The sequence below is a fragment of the Crenobacter oryzisoli genome, assembly GCF_030385785.1.
Taxonomy (GTDB): domain Bacteria; phylum Pseudomonadota; class Gammaproteobacteria; order Burkholderiales; family Chromobacteriaceae; genus Crenobacter_A; species Crenobacter_A oryzisoli.
In genome coordinates, this window is the sequence record NZ_JAUEDK010000027.1 from 49,351 (window position 1) to 64,402 (window position 15,052).

Genomic DNA, 15,052 nt, shown 5'->3' on the forward strand with positions numbered 1-15,052 from the left:
GTTTGGGGCGAAACAAGCCGTGAGTAGGTTTAAGCGATACCCTCATCTGGAGCACTTAAATCCCATCTTGTTGGATTGATTCGCCCAAAACCCGGGTAACCGTTGCAGTGTCCATCACTACCATGCGGGCTTGAGCATCAGTTGCTCTTGCTGGGCACTTGGAAAAGGTTCTGAGTGTCGGATCTTCGCATTCTGTCGAAGATGGCATGAACGACGGATAAGCCAGGGGTATGAAAGTGAGCCAGCGTGAGGTCTTGCTGTTCGGCCAACAGAGTGCAGTGCTAGCTGAGGAGCTAGGGCGGTTATTGCCCGGCTGGCGAGTGGTCATGGCGCGCAATGTTGCAGAGGCTCTCACCTGTTTGGGCCACACGATCCGGCCCATGATTGGACTCGTTCATATTGGCCGCCTTGTCACTGAACTGCAGGATGCTCTGGAGGACATCTGTGCTGTTGTCGGAGTGATGGAGTGGATTGCGCTGGTCGAGCGTGACCTGCTTGGGACCGTGCCCGTCTGTAAATTCATTTCGGATCATTGTTACGATTTTCACACACTGCCCCTCGATGCACCGAGACTGGCAATGACGCTTGGTCACGCCCATGGCCGAGCCGAGCTTCGAATCAGGAACAGTTACCAGCATATCCATCCCAACCAGTTCAACATGGTCGGCTCTAGTCCGGCCATGCAGAAGCTGTTTGCCAGCATCGACAAGATTCGCGGCAGTGAGGCTCCTGTGCTGGTCCATGGCGAGAGCGGTACAGGCAAGGAATTGGTTGCAAGAGCGCTGCATCAGAACTCTCATCGCGCCGATGGTCCGTTTGTCGCGGTGAATTGCGGGGCGATTCCTGCCCATCTTGTACAGACCGAGTTGTTTGGTCATGAGAAGGGGGCATTTACAGGTGCGCATCAACGAAAAATCGGCCTTATCGAAGCGGCTGATGGCGGCACGATTTTCCTCGATGAAATCGGTGATTTACCGCACGATATGCAGGTAAACCTGCTGCGTTTTCTGCAGGAAAAAATCATTGAAAGAGTCGGCTCTGTACAGCGCATCAGAGTGGACGTGAGAGTCATCGCGGCAACGCACGTTGATCTAGAACGGGCCATCAGTGAGAAACGCTTCCGCGAGGACCTCTATTACCGGCTCAATGTATTACGTTTAAATGTTCCACCCTTGCGCGAGCGATGCGAAGATATAGAATTATTGGCGCGCTGGTGTTTTGAAGAATTTTCATTAGAGAAAAGCAGCAAAGTATACGGATTCAGTAATAAAGCATTGCAAGCAATGCGAGCTTATTCTTGGCCTGGTAATGTCCGGGAGTTGATCAATCTGGTTCGCAGTGCCATGGTGATGAGCGAGCATAGACTGATCCGTCCGGAAGACTTAGGGCTTGCTATGACCGGCATACGGGATGACCGATGGATTGAGGTTGGCACTCTCGATACGGTAGTAGGAAGAATGGAACGGGACTATATCCAGCAGGTACTGGAGATGAACAAGAAGAATGTATCTGCCACGGCAAAACAATTGGGGTTGTCCCGCTCGACTCTCTACAGAATGATGATGAAGTTAAAGATGAATTACTGATGACGTGATTTATTTTATGTGGTCGATATAGGTTCTGTATTGAAAAGCCTGCGATTCCGCTTAATCCCATTAGGGAAACAAAATAGATCACGCTCGCCGGGCGACTGGCATTGGAAAATAATTTATATCCAGAGCTTTTATGTGGCGATTTTGGTAGTCGGCGGGGCCGGCTAAGTTCAACAGAAGTCGCATCAAGAGGGGGTAATAATGAAACGCAATTTTCCATTTGCCTTGAAGCCCCGCTGGGAAGTGCTGGCTGCCAGCATGTTGTTATGCTCCTCAGCCGGTGTATACGCCGATACTATGCCTCCAGTGGATCAGACTGAGAGCGCTGCTCAAAGTTCGCCTCAGCCGTCTGCGCAATCTGCAGATTCAACCGAGCCTGCAGAGTCGAAACCGATATCGACGGATCCTAGCCCTCAGGAGGCACAATCGGCACAACCGGCCGAGTCGCAGCCTGCAGCGACGAGTTCCGAATCCCAGGCAACGGCTCCAGCTCAGTCAAGTGACCCAGCAAAGACCGCAGAATCACAGCCGACATCTACCAGTCCAGATTCCGCTTCCCAGCTTCAGCAATCGCCTTCGCAGACTGATGCCCCGGCAACGACAGTAGCGGCTCAACCTGCGCCAGCAGCTACCGATCCTGCTCCGGCTACAGCCGCTGCCGAAGCGGCTGGCAATGCTTCTCAGGCTGGTCAAACTCCGGCGACAGCGGCAGCAAATGGTGTCGACACCCCCACTCAACCGACTAATGACAAAGTCAGCGACATTGTCGGCACATTCGACCCGCAAGGGGTATTAACCCCGAAGGGGCACTTCGTTATTGATCCGTCCTTGCAATTTTCGACCTCGTCTTCGAATCGGGTTGCTCTGGTTGGTTACACCATTATCCCAGCTATTACGATTGGCCTGATTAATATTAACAAAGTAACCCGAGATAGCTATGTAGCCGCTTTGGATGGCCGATATGGATTGACAAACCGGTTAGAGTTTGCCATTCATGTCCCCTTTGTCTACCAGGAAGAAAATACACAGGAGCAACCGATAAACACGCCTTCTACTGCTTCGGATATCCAAAATTTCACGGCAAATGGTGGTGGGATCGGCGATGTTCAGTTTGGCTTCCGTTATCAGTTTAATCAGCCGGATGCTGGCATGCCATATTATGTTGGTAGTTTAAAGGTGAGTGCGCCAACAGGGAAGGGGCCGTTTGACGTTCCCTATTCATCTCAGACCGGTCTTGAAACTAAGACTCCAACAGGGGCGGGTTTCTGGGGGGTTCAACCTGGTTTGACATTTATTATGCCAACGGATCCTGCAGTGTTCTATGGTGGCATCAGCTATCAATATAATTTCAGTAAAAATGTCGATAAAACGTTGTTTATTTCATCTGGTGGACTTGCGTCTACTCAAGTTATTGGTGACGTGAAGCCAGGGGATGTTGTTGAGGTCAACTTTGGCATGGGCTTTGGTATTAATGATAAGGCTTCGTTTAGCATTGGTTACGATCATAACGTGATTGGAAGAACAAAAGTTAATGGTCAATTCGGGGAGGGGACTACGACGGTACAGGTTGGGCAACTGCTGATAGGTTATTCTTATCGAATTACTCCAAAGCAGACCATCAACTTGACTTTGGGGGTGGGGGTGACACCAGACTCGCCTAATGCACAAATTACGCTACATGCTCCTTTTGATTTGTGATGTTTATAAAAAATGGGCTGGATAACCTCCAGCCCATTTTTATATGAAACTATAGGTGGTTAATGTAGTCCGCGAATCAAAGCCTGTGTGATGGCTTGATTACTCAGTAGTTGCCTGTACATGGCTAGGTTGGTTACGTTGGCGTTGATGGCGGTTTGTACCTGTACCATTTGGCCGTTGATTGTATTGCTGATTACGATTGGGTTCAAATTTGAAAAGGCTGCGGCTTGATTGTTGCTGTTCCACTGCAACTGACTGACGGACTGCACAGCACCATTTATCATAACAGTGCGCTGTAGGCCGATATCAACGTTAAGACCATTTATTTCCATGCCGCCTCTTGCCGCCTCCATGAGTTTTTCGTCTACCTGGCGGTCCGCCAAGAGTTGCTTCAAATTCATCTCACCGGCAGTAGAAAGGCAAGAAAAGCAAGACAGTCCGCCTGCCAAGATAAAATACCAAACAGAGGTTTGGGTCTTTGTAATGGCTGTCAACATGGCTATGTCCTAGAAGTCAGCTGGTCCACGCATCATGAAAGACCAATTGGAAAAACTGGATTCGAGAATGCCATCGCGCAAAGGTGCGCGTGCCACAGAGTTCCAGTCGACTTTGCGATTGAAATACTGCGAACCCACTTCGGCCTGGTCCGTGATGAAGAAAGCAATTTTTCCCCACATGTTTTCGAATTGTTGGCGTCCATAGATCCTGGCACCAATCGCCGGATCGCTGACTAGGACGGCTTTGTCCTGTATGCCGGAAATAACAACAAAATGATTGTAGCCACCTATTTTGATTAGGACGATGGCCGGCACCCCAATTTTTTGCAGTTCGTCGAGGCTCACATTGTAGCCGTCAGATTTGATTTGCATGGAGGCCAGATATCGCTTCATGTCTAGCATGGAGAACCCTACCTGGCGTATTTTTTCCGGGTCGCCATGTTGGTACATCTCTTTGAATATTTGCCGTTCACCAACGGGCACTTCATAATGGTAATGAAGCAGCGTAGCCAAGGCGGCAGACCCACAGCTGAAATCATATTGTTGACGTATCGTATTACGGAAGGCCAGTTGTTTATAGCTATGCACACTTAGCGTGTAAGAGCTATTGGGGCCTGTTAGCACGGTTACAGCTTCACTATGGGCCAACATGGGAAGGAGCAATAGGGCCAAGCAGCAAGCCGCCGATTTCTTACGCATGGTTGGCTCCTTTCAAAAAATGGCAATGGGGCAGGTCGCGTAGCGACCTGCCGACATTTTAATGCATGGTCACGTTGAAGATGGTTTGATCTTGAATCAATACATTGTTGCCAGTGTTTTGAATGACCGTGCCAATCCCAGACATGCCATTGAAAGCCCCAGCCCCGATCAGGGCGCTGCCGGTGTTTACCATAGCGTCGCTGATAGTGGTAGAGCCAACCTGCCCCCCCATTGTTGCGCTGCTGGTATTATTGATCAGCGTGATATCTTTCTGGCCTGTCTGTGCATCTAGATTGGCTGCCTTGGGGAGGGCAGAAAAAAGTGCACTAGAGGGGCCGACTGCTGTTGCCTGACTCAATTGATCCTGAGCTTGAGCTGTGCCGATCAAAGCGACTACCCCTAATAGGCCGGCTAGCAAGGGGTTATAGAACCTGGTCATGGCTTTACTCCAAATACATCGCCGGTAAAAGGGAAGAAGCGGGGAGGCGATCTGTCACTTTCGCCTCCCGCTTGATCAAAGCGGCTTTAGGACTTGGTTACTTGCCGCCAACCTGAGCATTGACGCTCACGTTGTTTTGTTGCTGGATGAGGGAGCTGTAGCCGGTGCTTTGAGCGATAGCGCCTACACCATTGATGTTATTGCCGCTAAGGTTCGCATCACCGGAACCGACGACGGTCCAAGAATAAGCAGAGGATCCACCATTGCTAGCGCGTGCGCCAGCATCGGCGTCCGCAGCTGCCAAGGCGGCATCGCCAGCCCGGCCTTCATGAAGTTTTTCAACTTCAGCATTGGCTCGTGCACCTGCACCACTCAATGCGGCTGCGCCGGAGAACGAGGAGGCACGGGCATCTCCGCCTTCAACCTTAGTCCCGGTTGTGCTGCCGTGCATATGAGCATCAATCTTCGATTCCTGCTTGTTGATGCTGGTAAAACGGTAGCGATTGAAGCTGTCCTTGATGTTTACATCAACATCGGTTTTATTGAACGAGTTTTGTACATCTACATCGGTTTTGTTGCCTCCATGGCGGTCGCCGCCAGCCATAGCTACTGTGGAACCAAGGGCCAAGGCGACTGCAACGGCAAGTGCGAGCTTTTTCATGGTCGTTACTCCTGAGGTTCTAGTCCGAAGTCGGGTGATCCACATTGGCGCTTTGCTTTTGCGCACTCACCTAAGAGCAAGTCATGTGCCAGGTTATGGCTGGATGTATAAAAGGCTGATTTTCTTGGGAATGTATGGATTTCTCATGGGCGCATGGCATTTTTTCGCTGAGATAGCTGTGTCAGTTCTGAAACAGTTTTGGCGGGCTGTAGCTAAGGCTTCGAATAAAATCCTTGTCTGGCCAAGATGAGGCAGAGCTAGGTGTGATCTTTGAAAAGTGTTTCAACAATGAAACAGGTGAGCGAGTGTGTCACACACTACACATAAGCATGCGGCTCCCATGCCAAGGGCAACCCCGTTGGTCTAGCGATCGGCAGGGATTGGCTGACAGAGGGAGCTGCATTCGGGATGGATGGTGTCTCTGCACGGCTGGTTACCGTGGCCCAAACAGGGATGGCGGGGGAGGTTTCTATTCGGTTGGCACCATGACCAAAATGCTGAGGCCACGGAGGGGCTAGGATGTGGGCGCCATGGGTGGAGCTGACCGCGAAGATACGGGGGATGGCCTGGTTGTTACGGGTTGTCGCGCTGATTAGGTTTCCCTTTCTCAGGGACGTCACTTAGCGGGCTTCGGTTTGCTGGTGCTGCCCTGCTAATCCCTCCGCGTGCTTCTGAGCATCATGTCCAAGCTGTTGCGATGGCTCTGGTTAGCAGGGCCTAGCTGTATGCTTTCGAGCTTGGCCGAGTGGGGGCTTTGCATAACAAGGCATCACGAGATGTCAATATTGTGGGCGTGCTCACCGTGCGGTGGAGTGTGCGCATCTGCAGCCCTTGCCCTCCCTGGACCAGCCTATTCAGGAGCAGCGAAGAGCCGCTGAAACCCTCCCCGGCATTGTTGCTCCGCCCTGCCGGGGCACTGGGCTAGTTTTGTCAGCGGCTACAAGCTGAGGCGAAGGCTTTCGTACTACCACATCACCTTGACGGCCTCGTTCCCTAGCCAATCACGCAATCCCAGCAGCAGACCATCGTCCAGGCGTACCCCCCAGTCGCGTGGAAACTCTAGCTCTCCCCGAGCCTGGTGGTTCTGGTAGTCGATACGCACTACACAGCCCATGTCTTCGCTGCGGAATGGGGCCAGCAATGTCTTGAGCCGCGCCACGTCGCTATTGCCGTTCATCTGTAGCTTGAGGCCACGGGCGAATCGGCTGCGCGCTTCGCCTAGGTCGTAAATCTTGTCGGCGATGATACGCACGCCGCCTGAGAAGCTGTCCTCGCTGACCTTACCCTCGATCACCAGGACCGTGTCTTCCTTCAGCTTGGTGCGATTGGCATCGAATGCCTCGGCGAACACCGACACCTCGAGCTTGGTGCTGGCATCGTCGAGCTGGATGAACGCCATCTTGCCGCGGTTGCCGACTTTGGTTCGAATGCCGGTGACGAAACCAGCGATGAGCTGCGGCTCCTTGCGTGGCGTGACGCGGCTCAGTGGCGTCTTGATGAAGCTGCGCACCTCGCGCTCGTAGGCGGTGAAGGGGTGGCCGGACAGGTAATAGCCGATCGCCAGCTTCTCTTCGGCCAACTGCACCGCCGGCGCCCACGGCTTGGTCTCGACCATTTCCACGCCCGGCGCCGCGTCGGCCTCGAACATGTCGAACAGGCCGCCCTGGTTGGCGTTGGCCGCTTCCTGCTCGGCCGCTTCCATCGCCAGGCCGACGTTGGCGAACAGCTTGGCGCGGTTCGGATCGATCGAATCGAAGGCGCCGCCGCGAATCAGCGACTCGATGGTGCGCTTGTTGACGATGCGCTTGTCGGTACGGCGGCAGAAGTCGAATAGGTCTGTGAATGGGCCACCTTCCTTGCGCACTGCCACGATGTGGTCGACCGCCGCCTCGCCGGTGCCCTTCACCGCACCGAGTGCGTAGCGGATCTCTTGGCGGTTCACCGGTACGAAGCGATAGAAGCTCTCGTTCACGTCCGGCGGCAGGAACTTCAGCTTGTTGGCCAGCGAGTCGTCGTAGAACACCTTGAGCTGGTCGGTGTTGTCCAATTCGGACGACATGGTGGCCGCCATGAACGCCGCACAGTGGTGGGCTTTCAGCCAGGCGGTCTGGTAGGACACCACCGCATAGGCGGCGGTGTGCGACTTGTTGAAGCCGTACTCGGCGAACTTGGCCATCAGGTCGAACAACTGTTCGGCCAACTTCGGGTCATAACCCTTGTTCTTAGCGCCCTCGGCGATCTTCTCGCGGTGAGCGGCCATCTCTTCCGGCTTCTTTTTACCCATCGCGCGACGCAGCATGTCGGCGCCACCCAGCGTGTAGCCGCCGATGATCTGCGAGATCTGCATCACCTGTTCCTGATACACGATCACGCCATAGGTCGGGTCAAGGCAGGCCTGCAGGTCGGGGTGGAAGTAATCCACCTCCTGCTTACCGGCCTTACGCAGGATGAAGTCGTCCACCATGCCGGAGCCGAGCGGGCCCGGGCGATACAGAGCCAGCACAGCGATGATGTCTTCGAAACGGTCGGGTTTCAGTTTTTCCAGCAGCCGTTTCATGCCGTCCGATTCAAGCTGGAATACCGCGGTGGTGTTGGCCTTCTGCAGCACCTGATAGGCGGCCGGATCGGTAAACTCGAGCAGATTCAGGTCGGTGTCGAAGCCCGGTTCCAGATCTTTGATGTAGCGCACTGCCAGATCGATAATCGTCAGGTTGCGCAGGCCCAGAAAGTCGAACTTCACCAGGCCGATCTGTTCGACGTCGTCCTTGTCGTACATCGACACCGGCACCGCGTCGTCACCGGACGCCTGGTAGAGCGGGCAGAAGTCGGTCAGCTTGCCCGGCGCGATCAGCACACCGCCGGCGTGCATGCCGATGTTACGGGTCATGCCCTCCAGCTTCTTGGCCAGCTCCCACAGCTCGCGCAGCTCTTCCTCGTTCTCCAGGCGTTCCTTCAGCACCGGCTCCATCTCGATCGCATCGTCGAGCGAGTAGTGCTTGCCCGGCGCGGCCGGGATCAGCTTGGAGACGCCGTCGCAGAACATATAGGGCAGATCGAGCACCCGGCCGACGTCGCGCACCACCGCTTTCGCGGCCATGGTGCCGAAGGTGGCGATCTGCGATACCGCCTCGGCGCCGTAGGCCTGGCGCACATATTCGATCACCCGGTAGCGGTTGTCCTGGCAGAAGTCGACGTCGAAGTCAGGCATCGACACCCGTTCCGGGTTCAGGAAGCGCTCGAACAGCAGCGCGTAGGCCAGCGGGTCGATGTCGGTAATGCCCAGGCTGTAGGCCACTAGGCTGCCGGCACCGGAGCCCCGGCCAGGGCCGACTGGGCAGCCGTTGTTCTTTGCCCAGTTGATGAAATCGGCCACGATCATAAAGTAGCCGGGGAAGCCCATCTGGATGATGGTGTCGGTCTCGATCTTCAGGCGGGCGTCATATTCGGGACGGCGCTCGGCACGCACCGTTGGATCGGGGAACAGCTTCTCCAGCCGCTGCTCGAGTCCTTCCTTGGAGCTATGCACCAGGAAGTCATCCAGCGTCATGCCTTCCGGGGTCGGGAAGTCCGGCAGGTAGTTCTTGCCCAGCTGCACGGTGATGTTGCAACGCTTGGCAATCTCCACCGAGTTTTCCAGCGCTTCGGGGATGTCGGCGAAGCGCTCGATCATCTCCGCAGTCGATAGGAAATACTGGCAGGGATCGAAATCTTTCGGCCGACGTTTGTCCGACAGCGTATAGCCCTCGGCGATGCACACCCGTGCCTCGTGTGCCTTGAAATCGTCCGCGTCCATGAACTGGATCGGATGTGTGGCCACCACCGGCAGGCTCAGCTCGCCGGCCAGCCACAGCGAGGCCTGGACGATCTGCTCGATCTGCGGGCTGTCCAGGCGCTGCACTTCCAGATAGAAGCTGTCCGGGAACAGACCAGCCCAGTACTCGGCGCGACGGCGTGCTTCGTCCGGATTGCTGTTGGCCAGCGCGGCGCCGATGTCGCCCAGGTGAGCGCCGGATAGACACAGCAGATTGCTGTTGTCGCCCTTTTCCAGCCACGCGCGTTTCAGCTCGGTACGGCCACGGTACTGATTGTGCAAAAAGCCTTCGGTCAACAGCTCGCACAGGCGCAGGTAGCCCTCGCGGTTCTTCGCCATTAGCATCAGCCGGAACGGCTTGTCGCGGTCCTCCTCGTTCTCGAGCCAGGCGTCGACCGACACGATCGGCTTGATGCCGGCACCGCGGCAGTACTTGTAGAACTTCACCATGCCGAACATGTTCATCAGGTCGGACATGCCGAGCGCGGGCATGCCGTCGGCTTTGGCGCGTTTTACCGCCTCGTCGAGGCGGACGATGCCGTCGGTGATGGAGAACTCCGAGTGGAGGCGAAGATGGACAAAGCGCGGGGTAGTCATCCGCGCATTGTACCGTGAGGGCGGGTTGGCCGAAACGCACGGCGAGCGTTTAGAACGGCGGGAAGCAGGGCGCCTTTGCTGTAATAACTTACCCGTTGTCAGGCTTCGGCTTCATGGCGGTCATTGCGGCGCGTTGCATTTCTAGCGTCTTGATCTGCATCGACAGCAGGCCCAGGCTCATCGTCAGCCAGCCTTCTACTACACGCAGTTCGGCCAATTTGCGGTCGATTTCCTCTTCGGACAGCGGCGGCAGAAAGGCCTGCGCCTGCTGCGGGGTGGTGCTCTGCCAGAACTGGCGCAGCAGGGCGAAGGGGTCGTTCGGATTGAAGTCGGCGCTCATGCAGTCTCCCAGGGGCGATGCGGCCAGTCGGCCGCGCAAACAAAACGGGCAAGCCCGAAGGCTTGCCCGTTGAGTATAGCGTCGAGTGCTGGGCTTAGGCCTGAGCGACCTGAGCTTCCACGGCGGCCAGAGCCACCATGTTGACGATACGACGCACCGACGAGATCGGGGTAACGATGTGGGCCGGTTTGGAGATGCCCATCAGGATCGGCCCGATGGTCACGCCATCGGCGGCGGAGACGCGCAGCAGGTTGTAGCTGATGTTGGCGGCTTCCACGTTCGGCATGATCAGCAGGTTGGCCTGGCCCTTCAGGGTGCTGTCCGGCATGGTCTGATGACGCAGGCTCTCGTTCAGCGCGGCATCACCCTGCATTTCGCCGTCGATTTCCAGTTCCGGTGCACGCTCCTGCACGATCGCCAGCGCTTCGCGCATCTTCAGCGCCGAGACGCTGTTGATGGTGCCGAAGCTGGAGTTCGACAGCATGGCCACTTTCGGCTGGATACCGAAGCGCTTCACGGTCTCGGCGGCCATCAGGGTGATGTCGGCGAGCTGCTCGGCGGACGGGTCGGCGTTCACGTAGGTGTCAGCGATGAAGACGTTGCCGGTCGGCAGCATTAGCGCGTTCACCGCGGCGGCCAGTTTCTTCGGATTGTTGTGGCCCAGCACATCCTGGATGATCTCGTAGTGCTGGCGGTAGGCGCCGTAGGTGCCGCAGATCATCGCATCGGCCTCTCCGCGACGCACCATCAGCGCGCCGATCAGCGTGGTGTTGCCGATCACGCGGCGGCGAGCCTGCTCCTGCGACACGCCGCGGCGCTTCATGATCTCGTAGTACTCTTTCCAGTACTCGGCGTAGCGCGGATCGGACTCGTTGTTGACCAGTTCGAAGTCCTTGCCTGCCTCTAGCTTCAGACCCAGCTTCTGGATGCGCTTCTCGATCACGCTCGGGCGGCCGACCAGCACCGGGAAGGCGATGCCTTGCGAGGCGATTTCCTGAGTGGCGTGTAGCACGCGCTCGTCTTCACCCTCGGTCAGCACCACGCGCTTCTGGTTCTGCTTGGCGGCGGTGAACACCGGCTTCATGAACAGGTTGGTCTTGTAGACGAACTGCGAGAGCTTCTCAATGTAAGCGCCCATGTCCTCGATCGGACGGGTGGCGACGCCGGAGTCGATGGCTGCCTGGGCCACCGCCGGAGCGATCTTGACGATCAGGCGCGGATCGAACGGCACCGGGATCAGGTATTCCGGGCCGAAGGTCAGTTCCTGGCCACCGTAGGCCGACGCGACCACTTCGTTCTGCTCAGCCATCGCCAGGTCGGCGATCGCGCGCACGCAGGCGAGCTTCATCTCTTCGTTGATGGTGGTGGCGCCAACGTCCATCGCCCCGCGGAAGATGAACGGGAAGCACAGCACGTTGTTGACCTGGTTCGGGTAGTCCGAGCGGCCGGTGCCGATGATCGCGTCCGGACGGACGGCTTTGACCAGTTCCGGCAGGATCTCCGGTTCCGGGTTGGCCATCGCCAGGATCAGCGGGCTCGGGCCCATCGACTTGACCATGTCCTGGGTCACCAGCTTCGGACCGGACAGACCCATGAAGATGTCGGCGCCGACCATGGCGTCGGCCAGCTTGCGCTGCCCATTGTCCTTGATCGCGAAGCGCTTCTTCGAGTCGTCCATCTTCTCGTCGCGGCCTTCGAAGATCACGCCCTTCGAGTCGCAAACGGTGACGTTCTCGCGGGTCACGCCCAGCGCCACCAACAGTTCCAGGCAGGCGATCGCCGCGGCGCCGGCGCCGGAGGCGACCACGCGCACCTTGGCGATATCCTTGTTCACCAGGCGCAGCGCGTTCAGCACCGCGGCAGCGGCCACGATGGCGGTGCCGTGCTGGTCGTCGTGGAACACCGGAATGCCCATGCGCTCACGGCACTTCTTCTCGATGTAGAAGCACTCCGGCGCCTTGATGTCTTCGAGGTTGATGCCGCCGAAGGTCGGTTCGAGCGAGCAGATGATGTCGACCAGCTTGTCCGGGTCGGTTTCGTTCACTTCGATGTCGAACACATCGATGCCAGCGAACTTTTTGAACAGTACGCCCTTGCCTTCCATCACTGGCTTGCCGGCCAGTGCGCCGATGTTGCCAAGGCCGAGTACGGCGGTACCGTTGGAGATCACGGCCACCAGGTTGCCGCGTGCGGTGTACTTGTAGCTATTCAGCGGATCGTCAACGATGGCCATGCAGGGGGCGGCCACTCCCGGCGAGTACGCCAGGGCCAGATCGCGCTGGGTAGCCAGCGGTTTGGTCGGTGCTACTTGAATCTTGCCCGGGGTCGGGTATTGGTGAAAATCCAGCGCGTTCTGGCGCAATTGCTCATCCATCAGGAGCTCCTGAGTTTTTTACAGGTGTGGAATCAATTTCCAATATTATACGGGACAACGACCGCCAAGGGTTAGTGGTGCTGTTGGACAGTCTTATGTGTGACCTTGGCTTGCCCGAATGATGCCTGAAAACCAAGCCGAGCGGGAGGGGAGGGGCGTCAGCGTTGGTTGAGCTGCCTGGATGCAGCTCTTAATGTAGCGGGTTCATTTGCTGTTTTGTCAGGAGCTAGTCGTTGCAGATGAGGGCTGTATCCAGTCTTGCAAAACCGCCTTGTCGGACAGTATCCGAGTTGAGGGGCGGATAACAAAACGGCGTTCCATCAGTCGGAACGCCGTTCGCGTTTTCATGTGAAGTTAAGGGGTCAGGACCGATTCCTTAGCTTCGGGCAACATGTCCGGATAGTCGCGGCTGTAGTGCAGCCCACGGCTCTCCTTGCGCAGCATGGCCGAGCGCACGATCAGCTCCGCTGTCTGGACTAGGTTGCGTAGTTCGATCAGGTCATTTGAGACGTGGAAGTTACTGTAGTATTCGTCGATCTCGCCTTTCAGCAGCTCGATGCGGTGCAGTGCTCGCTCCAGTCGCTTGTTGGTCCGTACGATGCCAACGTAGTCCCACATTGCCCGGCGTAGTTCATCCCAGTTATGTGAGATCACAACCTCTTCGTCCGGGTCCGTCACTTTACTATCGTCCCAGTCAGGGATCGCTGGTAGTTCCACCTTGGGTTGCTTCAAGATGTCGTTGGCGGCAGCACGACCGATTACCATGCACTCCAATAGTGAGTTGCTGGCCAGTCGGTTGGCGCCATGCAAGCCGGTGCAGGCTACTTCGCCGACTGCATAGAGACCGTCGACATCGGTGTGGCCTTGCAGGTCGGTGACCAGGCCGCCGCAGGTGAAGTGCACTGCGGGGACTACTGGGATAGGCTGCTGGGTGATATCGATGCCAAGCTCCAGGCAGTGGGCATAGATGTTCGGGAAGTGCTCCTGGATGAAGCTGGCCGGTTTGTAGGAGATGTCCAGGTAGACGCAGTCGAGGCCATGCTTCTTCATCTCGAAGTCGATAGCGCGAGCCACCACGTCGCGTGGGGCCAGTTCGGCGCGCTTGTCATGGTTCGGCATGAAGCGTGTGCCATCTGGTAGGCGCAGAATGCCGCCTTCGCCTCGGACTGCTTCAGTGATCAAGAATGACTTGGTCTGCGGGTGATACAGACAGGTCGGGTGGAACTGGATGAACTCCATGTTCGACACGCGGCAACCGGCTCGCCACCCCATCGCAATGCCGTCGCCGGTGGCGGTATCCGGGTTGGTCGTATAGAGGTAGACCTTGCCGGCGCCACCCGAGGCCAGAATGGTGCTCTCCGCAGCGATGGTCAGCACCTCGTCGTTGCGCTTGTCGAGTGCATAGACACCGAAGCAGCGATTGCCATCAAGACCAAGTTTCTTTGAGGTGACCAGGTCGATCGCCAGAAACTCTTCCAGTACGGTGATGTTCGGATGGGCCTTGATCTTCTGACCCAGTGTCGAGGTCACTGCCGCGCCGGTAGCGTCGGCGGCGTGAATGATGCGGCGATGGCTATGGCCACCCTCACGGGTCAGGTGATAGCCAGTCTTATGGGTTTCGTCCTTGGTAAACGGTACGCCTAGCGCGATCAACCAGTCGATCGCTCGTTTGGAGTTCTCGACGATGAAGCGCGTCGTCGTCTCGTTGCAGAGTCCGGCGCCGGCCACCAGCGTGTCCCGGATGTGAGCTTCCACCGAATCGCCGGTGTCCAGGACGGCGGCGATGCCTCCCTGCGCGTAAGTCGAACTGCCTTCCAGTAGGTCGCGTTTGGTGATTAGGCCTACCTTGCGGCTTTCTGCTAGGTGTAGAGCCAGCGTCATGCCGGCCAGGCCGCTGCCGATAATCAGTACATCGAATTTGAGCATTGCTTTGCCACTTTATCTTCTTGAAGTTCCCCGGCCCGAAGGCTTAACCGGACTAGCGTAGCAGAACCATCATCAAAATAGGGCGGTGGTTTGCGACGCCTATATATAGAAGCGGTTGCCTGACGGCGTTGGGTGGTTAGTAAGTCCTTGTCTGATCGCGTGGAGAAGTGACAGAAATAGTGAGGGAAACCGCAGGAAACGTTGCTATCTGCTGCTTGGATGCAGTTGGCGCTATGTAAAATCAACGGCTTAACGAACTTGCCGGGTTTTCGCTGCAGAAAGTATTGACGTCGCCGGGGTCGGGGGGTATAGTTCGCCTCCTCTGCTGCTGACCCAGCAACGCCACGAAGCGACGCCGTCAGCAACAACCGCTCTTTAACAGCACGAACAACCGATAGGTGTGAGAGCCTGGATTGAT

The 15,052-nt window shown here is 56.7% G+C and carries 10 protein-coding genes; 2 read left to right on the forward strand and 8 right to left on the reverse strand.

Features of this window, described 5'->3' with window-relative positions:
• Positions 1-230: 230 nt before the first annotated feature.
• Positions 231-1,586 (forward strand): sigma-54 dependent transcriptional regulator, encoded by a 1,356-nt coding sequence (locus tag QU481_RS14975; RefSeq protein ID WP_289830852.1) that lies wholly within the window; start codon positions 231-233, stop codon positions 1,584-1,586.
• Between the two features lie 207 nt (positions 1,587-1,793).
• Entirely contained in the window at positions 1,794-3,290 is a 1,497-nt protein-coding gene (locus tag QU481_RS14980) for a transporter (RefSeq protein WP_289830853.1), read from the forward strand.
• Positions 3,291-3,349: 59 nt separating this feature from the next.
• Here QU481_RS14980 and QU481_RS14985 read toward each other — a convergent pair whose 3' ends face one another.
• The 8 genes from QU481_RS14985 to nadB all read right to left on the reverse strand — a co-directional run bounded on the left by QU481_RS14985 (position 3,350) and on the right by nadB (position 14,634).
• Positions 3,350-3,787: a hypothetical protein gene (locus QU481_RS14985; protein ID WP_289830855.1), complete on the reverse strand. Its 438-nt coding sequence runs from the start codon at positions 3,785-3,787 to the stop codon at positions 3,350-3,352.
• Positions 3,788-3,796: 9 nt separating this feature from the next.
• Positions 3,797-4,486 (reverse strand): C39 family peptidase, encoded by a 690-nt coding sequence (locus tag QU481_RS14990; protein ID WP_289830857.1) that lies wholly within the window; start codon positions 4,484-4,486, stop codon positions 3,797-3,799.
• Positions 4,487-4,544: 58 nt separating this feature from the next.
• Entirely contained in the window at positions 4,545-4,925 is a 381-nt protein-coding gene (locus QU481_RS14995; protein WP_289830858.1) for a hypothetical protein, read from the reverse strand.
• Between the two features lie 97 nt (positions 4,926-5,022).
• A complete protein-coding gene (locus QU481_RS15000) occupies positions 5,023-5,586 on the reverse strand; it encodes a hypothetical protein (RefSeq protein WP_289830859.1) in 564 nt (187 codons plus the stop codon).
• Positions 5,587-6,550: 964 nt separating this feature from the next.
• Complete coding sequence (dnaE, locus tag QU481_RS15005) at positions 6,551-9,994, reverse strand: DNA polymerase III subunit alpha (RefSeq protein ID WP_289830860.1); 3,444 nt, start codon at positions 9,992-9,994, stop codon at positions 6,551-6,553.
• Positions 9,995-10,082: 88 nt separating this feature from the next.
• A complete protein-coding gene (locus tag QU481_RS15010) occupies positions 10,083-10,334 on the reverse strand; it encodes a PhaM family polyhydroxyalkanoate granule multifunctional regulatory protein (protein ID WP_289830861.1) in 252 nt (83 codons plus the stop codon).
• 94 nt (positions 10,335-10,428) lie between these two features.
• Entirely contained in the window at positions 10,429-12,708 is a 2,280-nt protein-coding gene (locus tag QU481_RS15015) for an NADP-dependent malic enzyme (protein ID WP_289830863.1), read from the reverse strand.
• A gap of 354 nt (positions 12,709-13,062) precedes the next feature.
• Complete coding sequence (gene nadB / locus QU481_RS15020; protein ID WP_289830864.1) at positions 13,063-14,634, reverse strand: L-aspartate oxidase; 1,572 nt, start codon at positions 14,632-14,634, stop codon at positions 13,063-13,065.
• Positions 14,635-15,052 lie beyond the last annotated feature (418 nt).

Bases quoted from the DNA above. Each gene is read 5' to 3' on its own strand.
- QU481_RS14995 (WP_289830858.1), bottom strand. From the start codon at position 4,925: ATGACCAGGTTCTATAACCCCTTGCTAGCCGGCCTATTAGGGGTAGTC.
- QU481_RS14985 (WP_289830855.1), bottom strand. From the start codon at position 3,787: ATGTTGACAGCCATTACAAAGACCCAAACCTCTGTTTGGTATTTTATC.
- QU481_RS14980 (WP_289830853.1), top strand. From the start codon at position 1,794: ATGAAACGCAATTTTCCATTTGCCTTGAAGCCCCGCTGGGAAGTGCTG.
- QU481_RS15000 (WP_289830859.1), bottom strand. From the start codon at position 5,586: ATGAAAAAGCTCGCACTTGCCGTTGCAGTCGCCTTGGCCCTTGGTTCC.
- nadB (WP_289830864.1), bottom strand. From the start codon at position 14,634: ATGCTCAAATTCGATGTACTGATTATCGGCAGCGGCCTGGCCGGCATG.
- QU481_RS14990 (WP_289830857.1), bottom strand. From the start codon at position 4,486: ATGCGTAAGAAATCGGCGGCTTGCTGCTTGGCCCTATTGCTCCTTCCC.
- QU481_RS14975 (WP_289830852.1), top strand. From the start codon at position 231: ATGAAAGTGAGCCAGCGTGAGGTCTTGCTGTTCGGCCAACAGAGTGCA.
- QU481_RS15015 (WP_289830863.1), bottom strand. From the start codon at position 12,708: ATGGATGAGCAATTGCGCCAGAACGCGCTGGATTTTCACCAATACCCG.
- dnaE (WP_289830860.1), bottom strand. From the start codon at position 9,994: ATGACTACCCCGCGCTTTGTCCATCTTCGCCTCCACTCGGAGTTCTCC.
- QU481_RS15010 (WP_289830861.1), bottom strand. From the start codon at position 10,334: ATGAGCGCCGACTTCAATCCGAACGACCCCTTCGCCCTGCTGCGCCAG.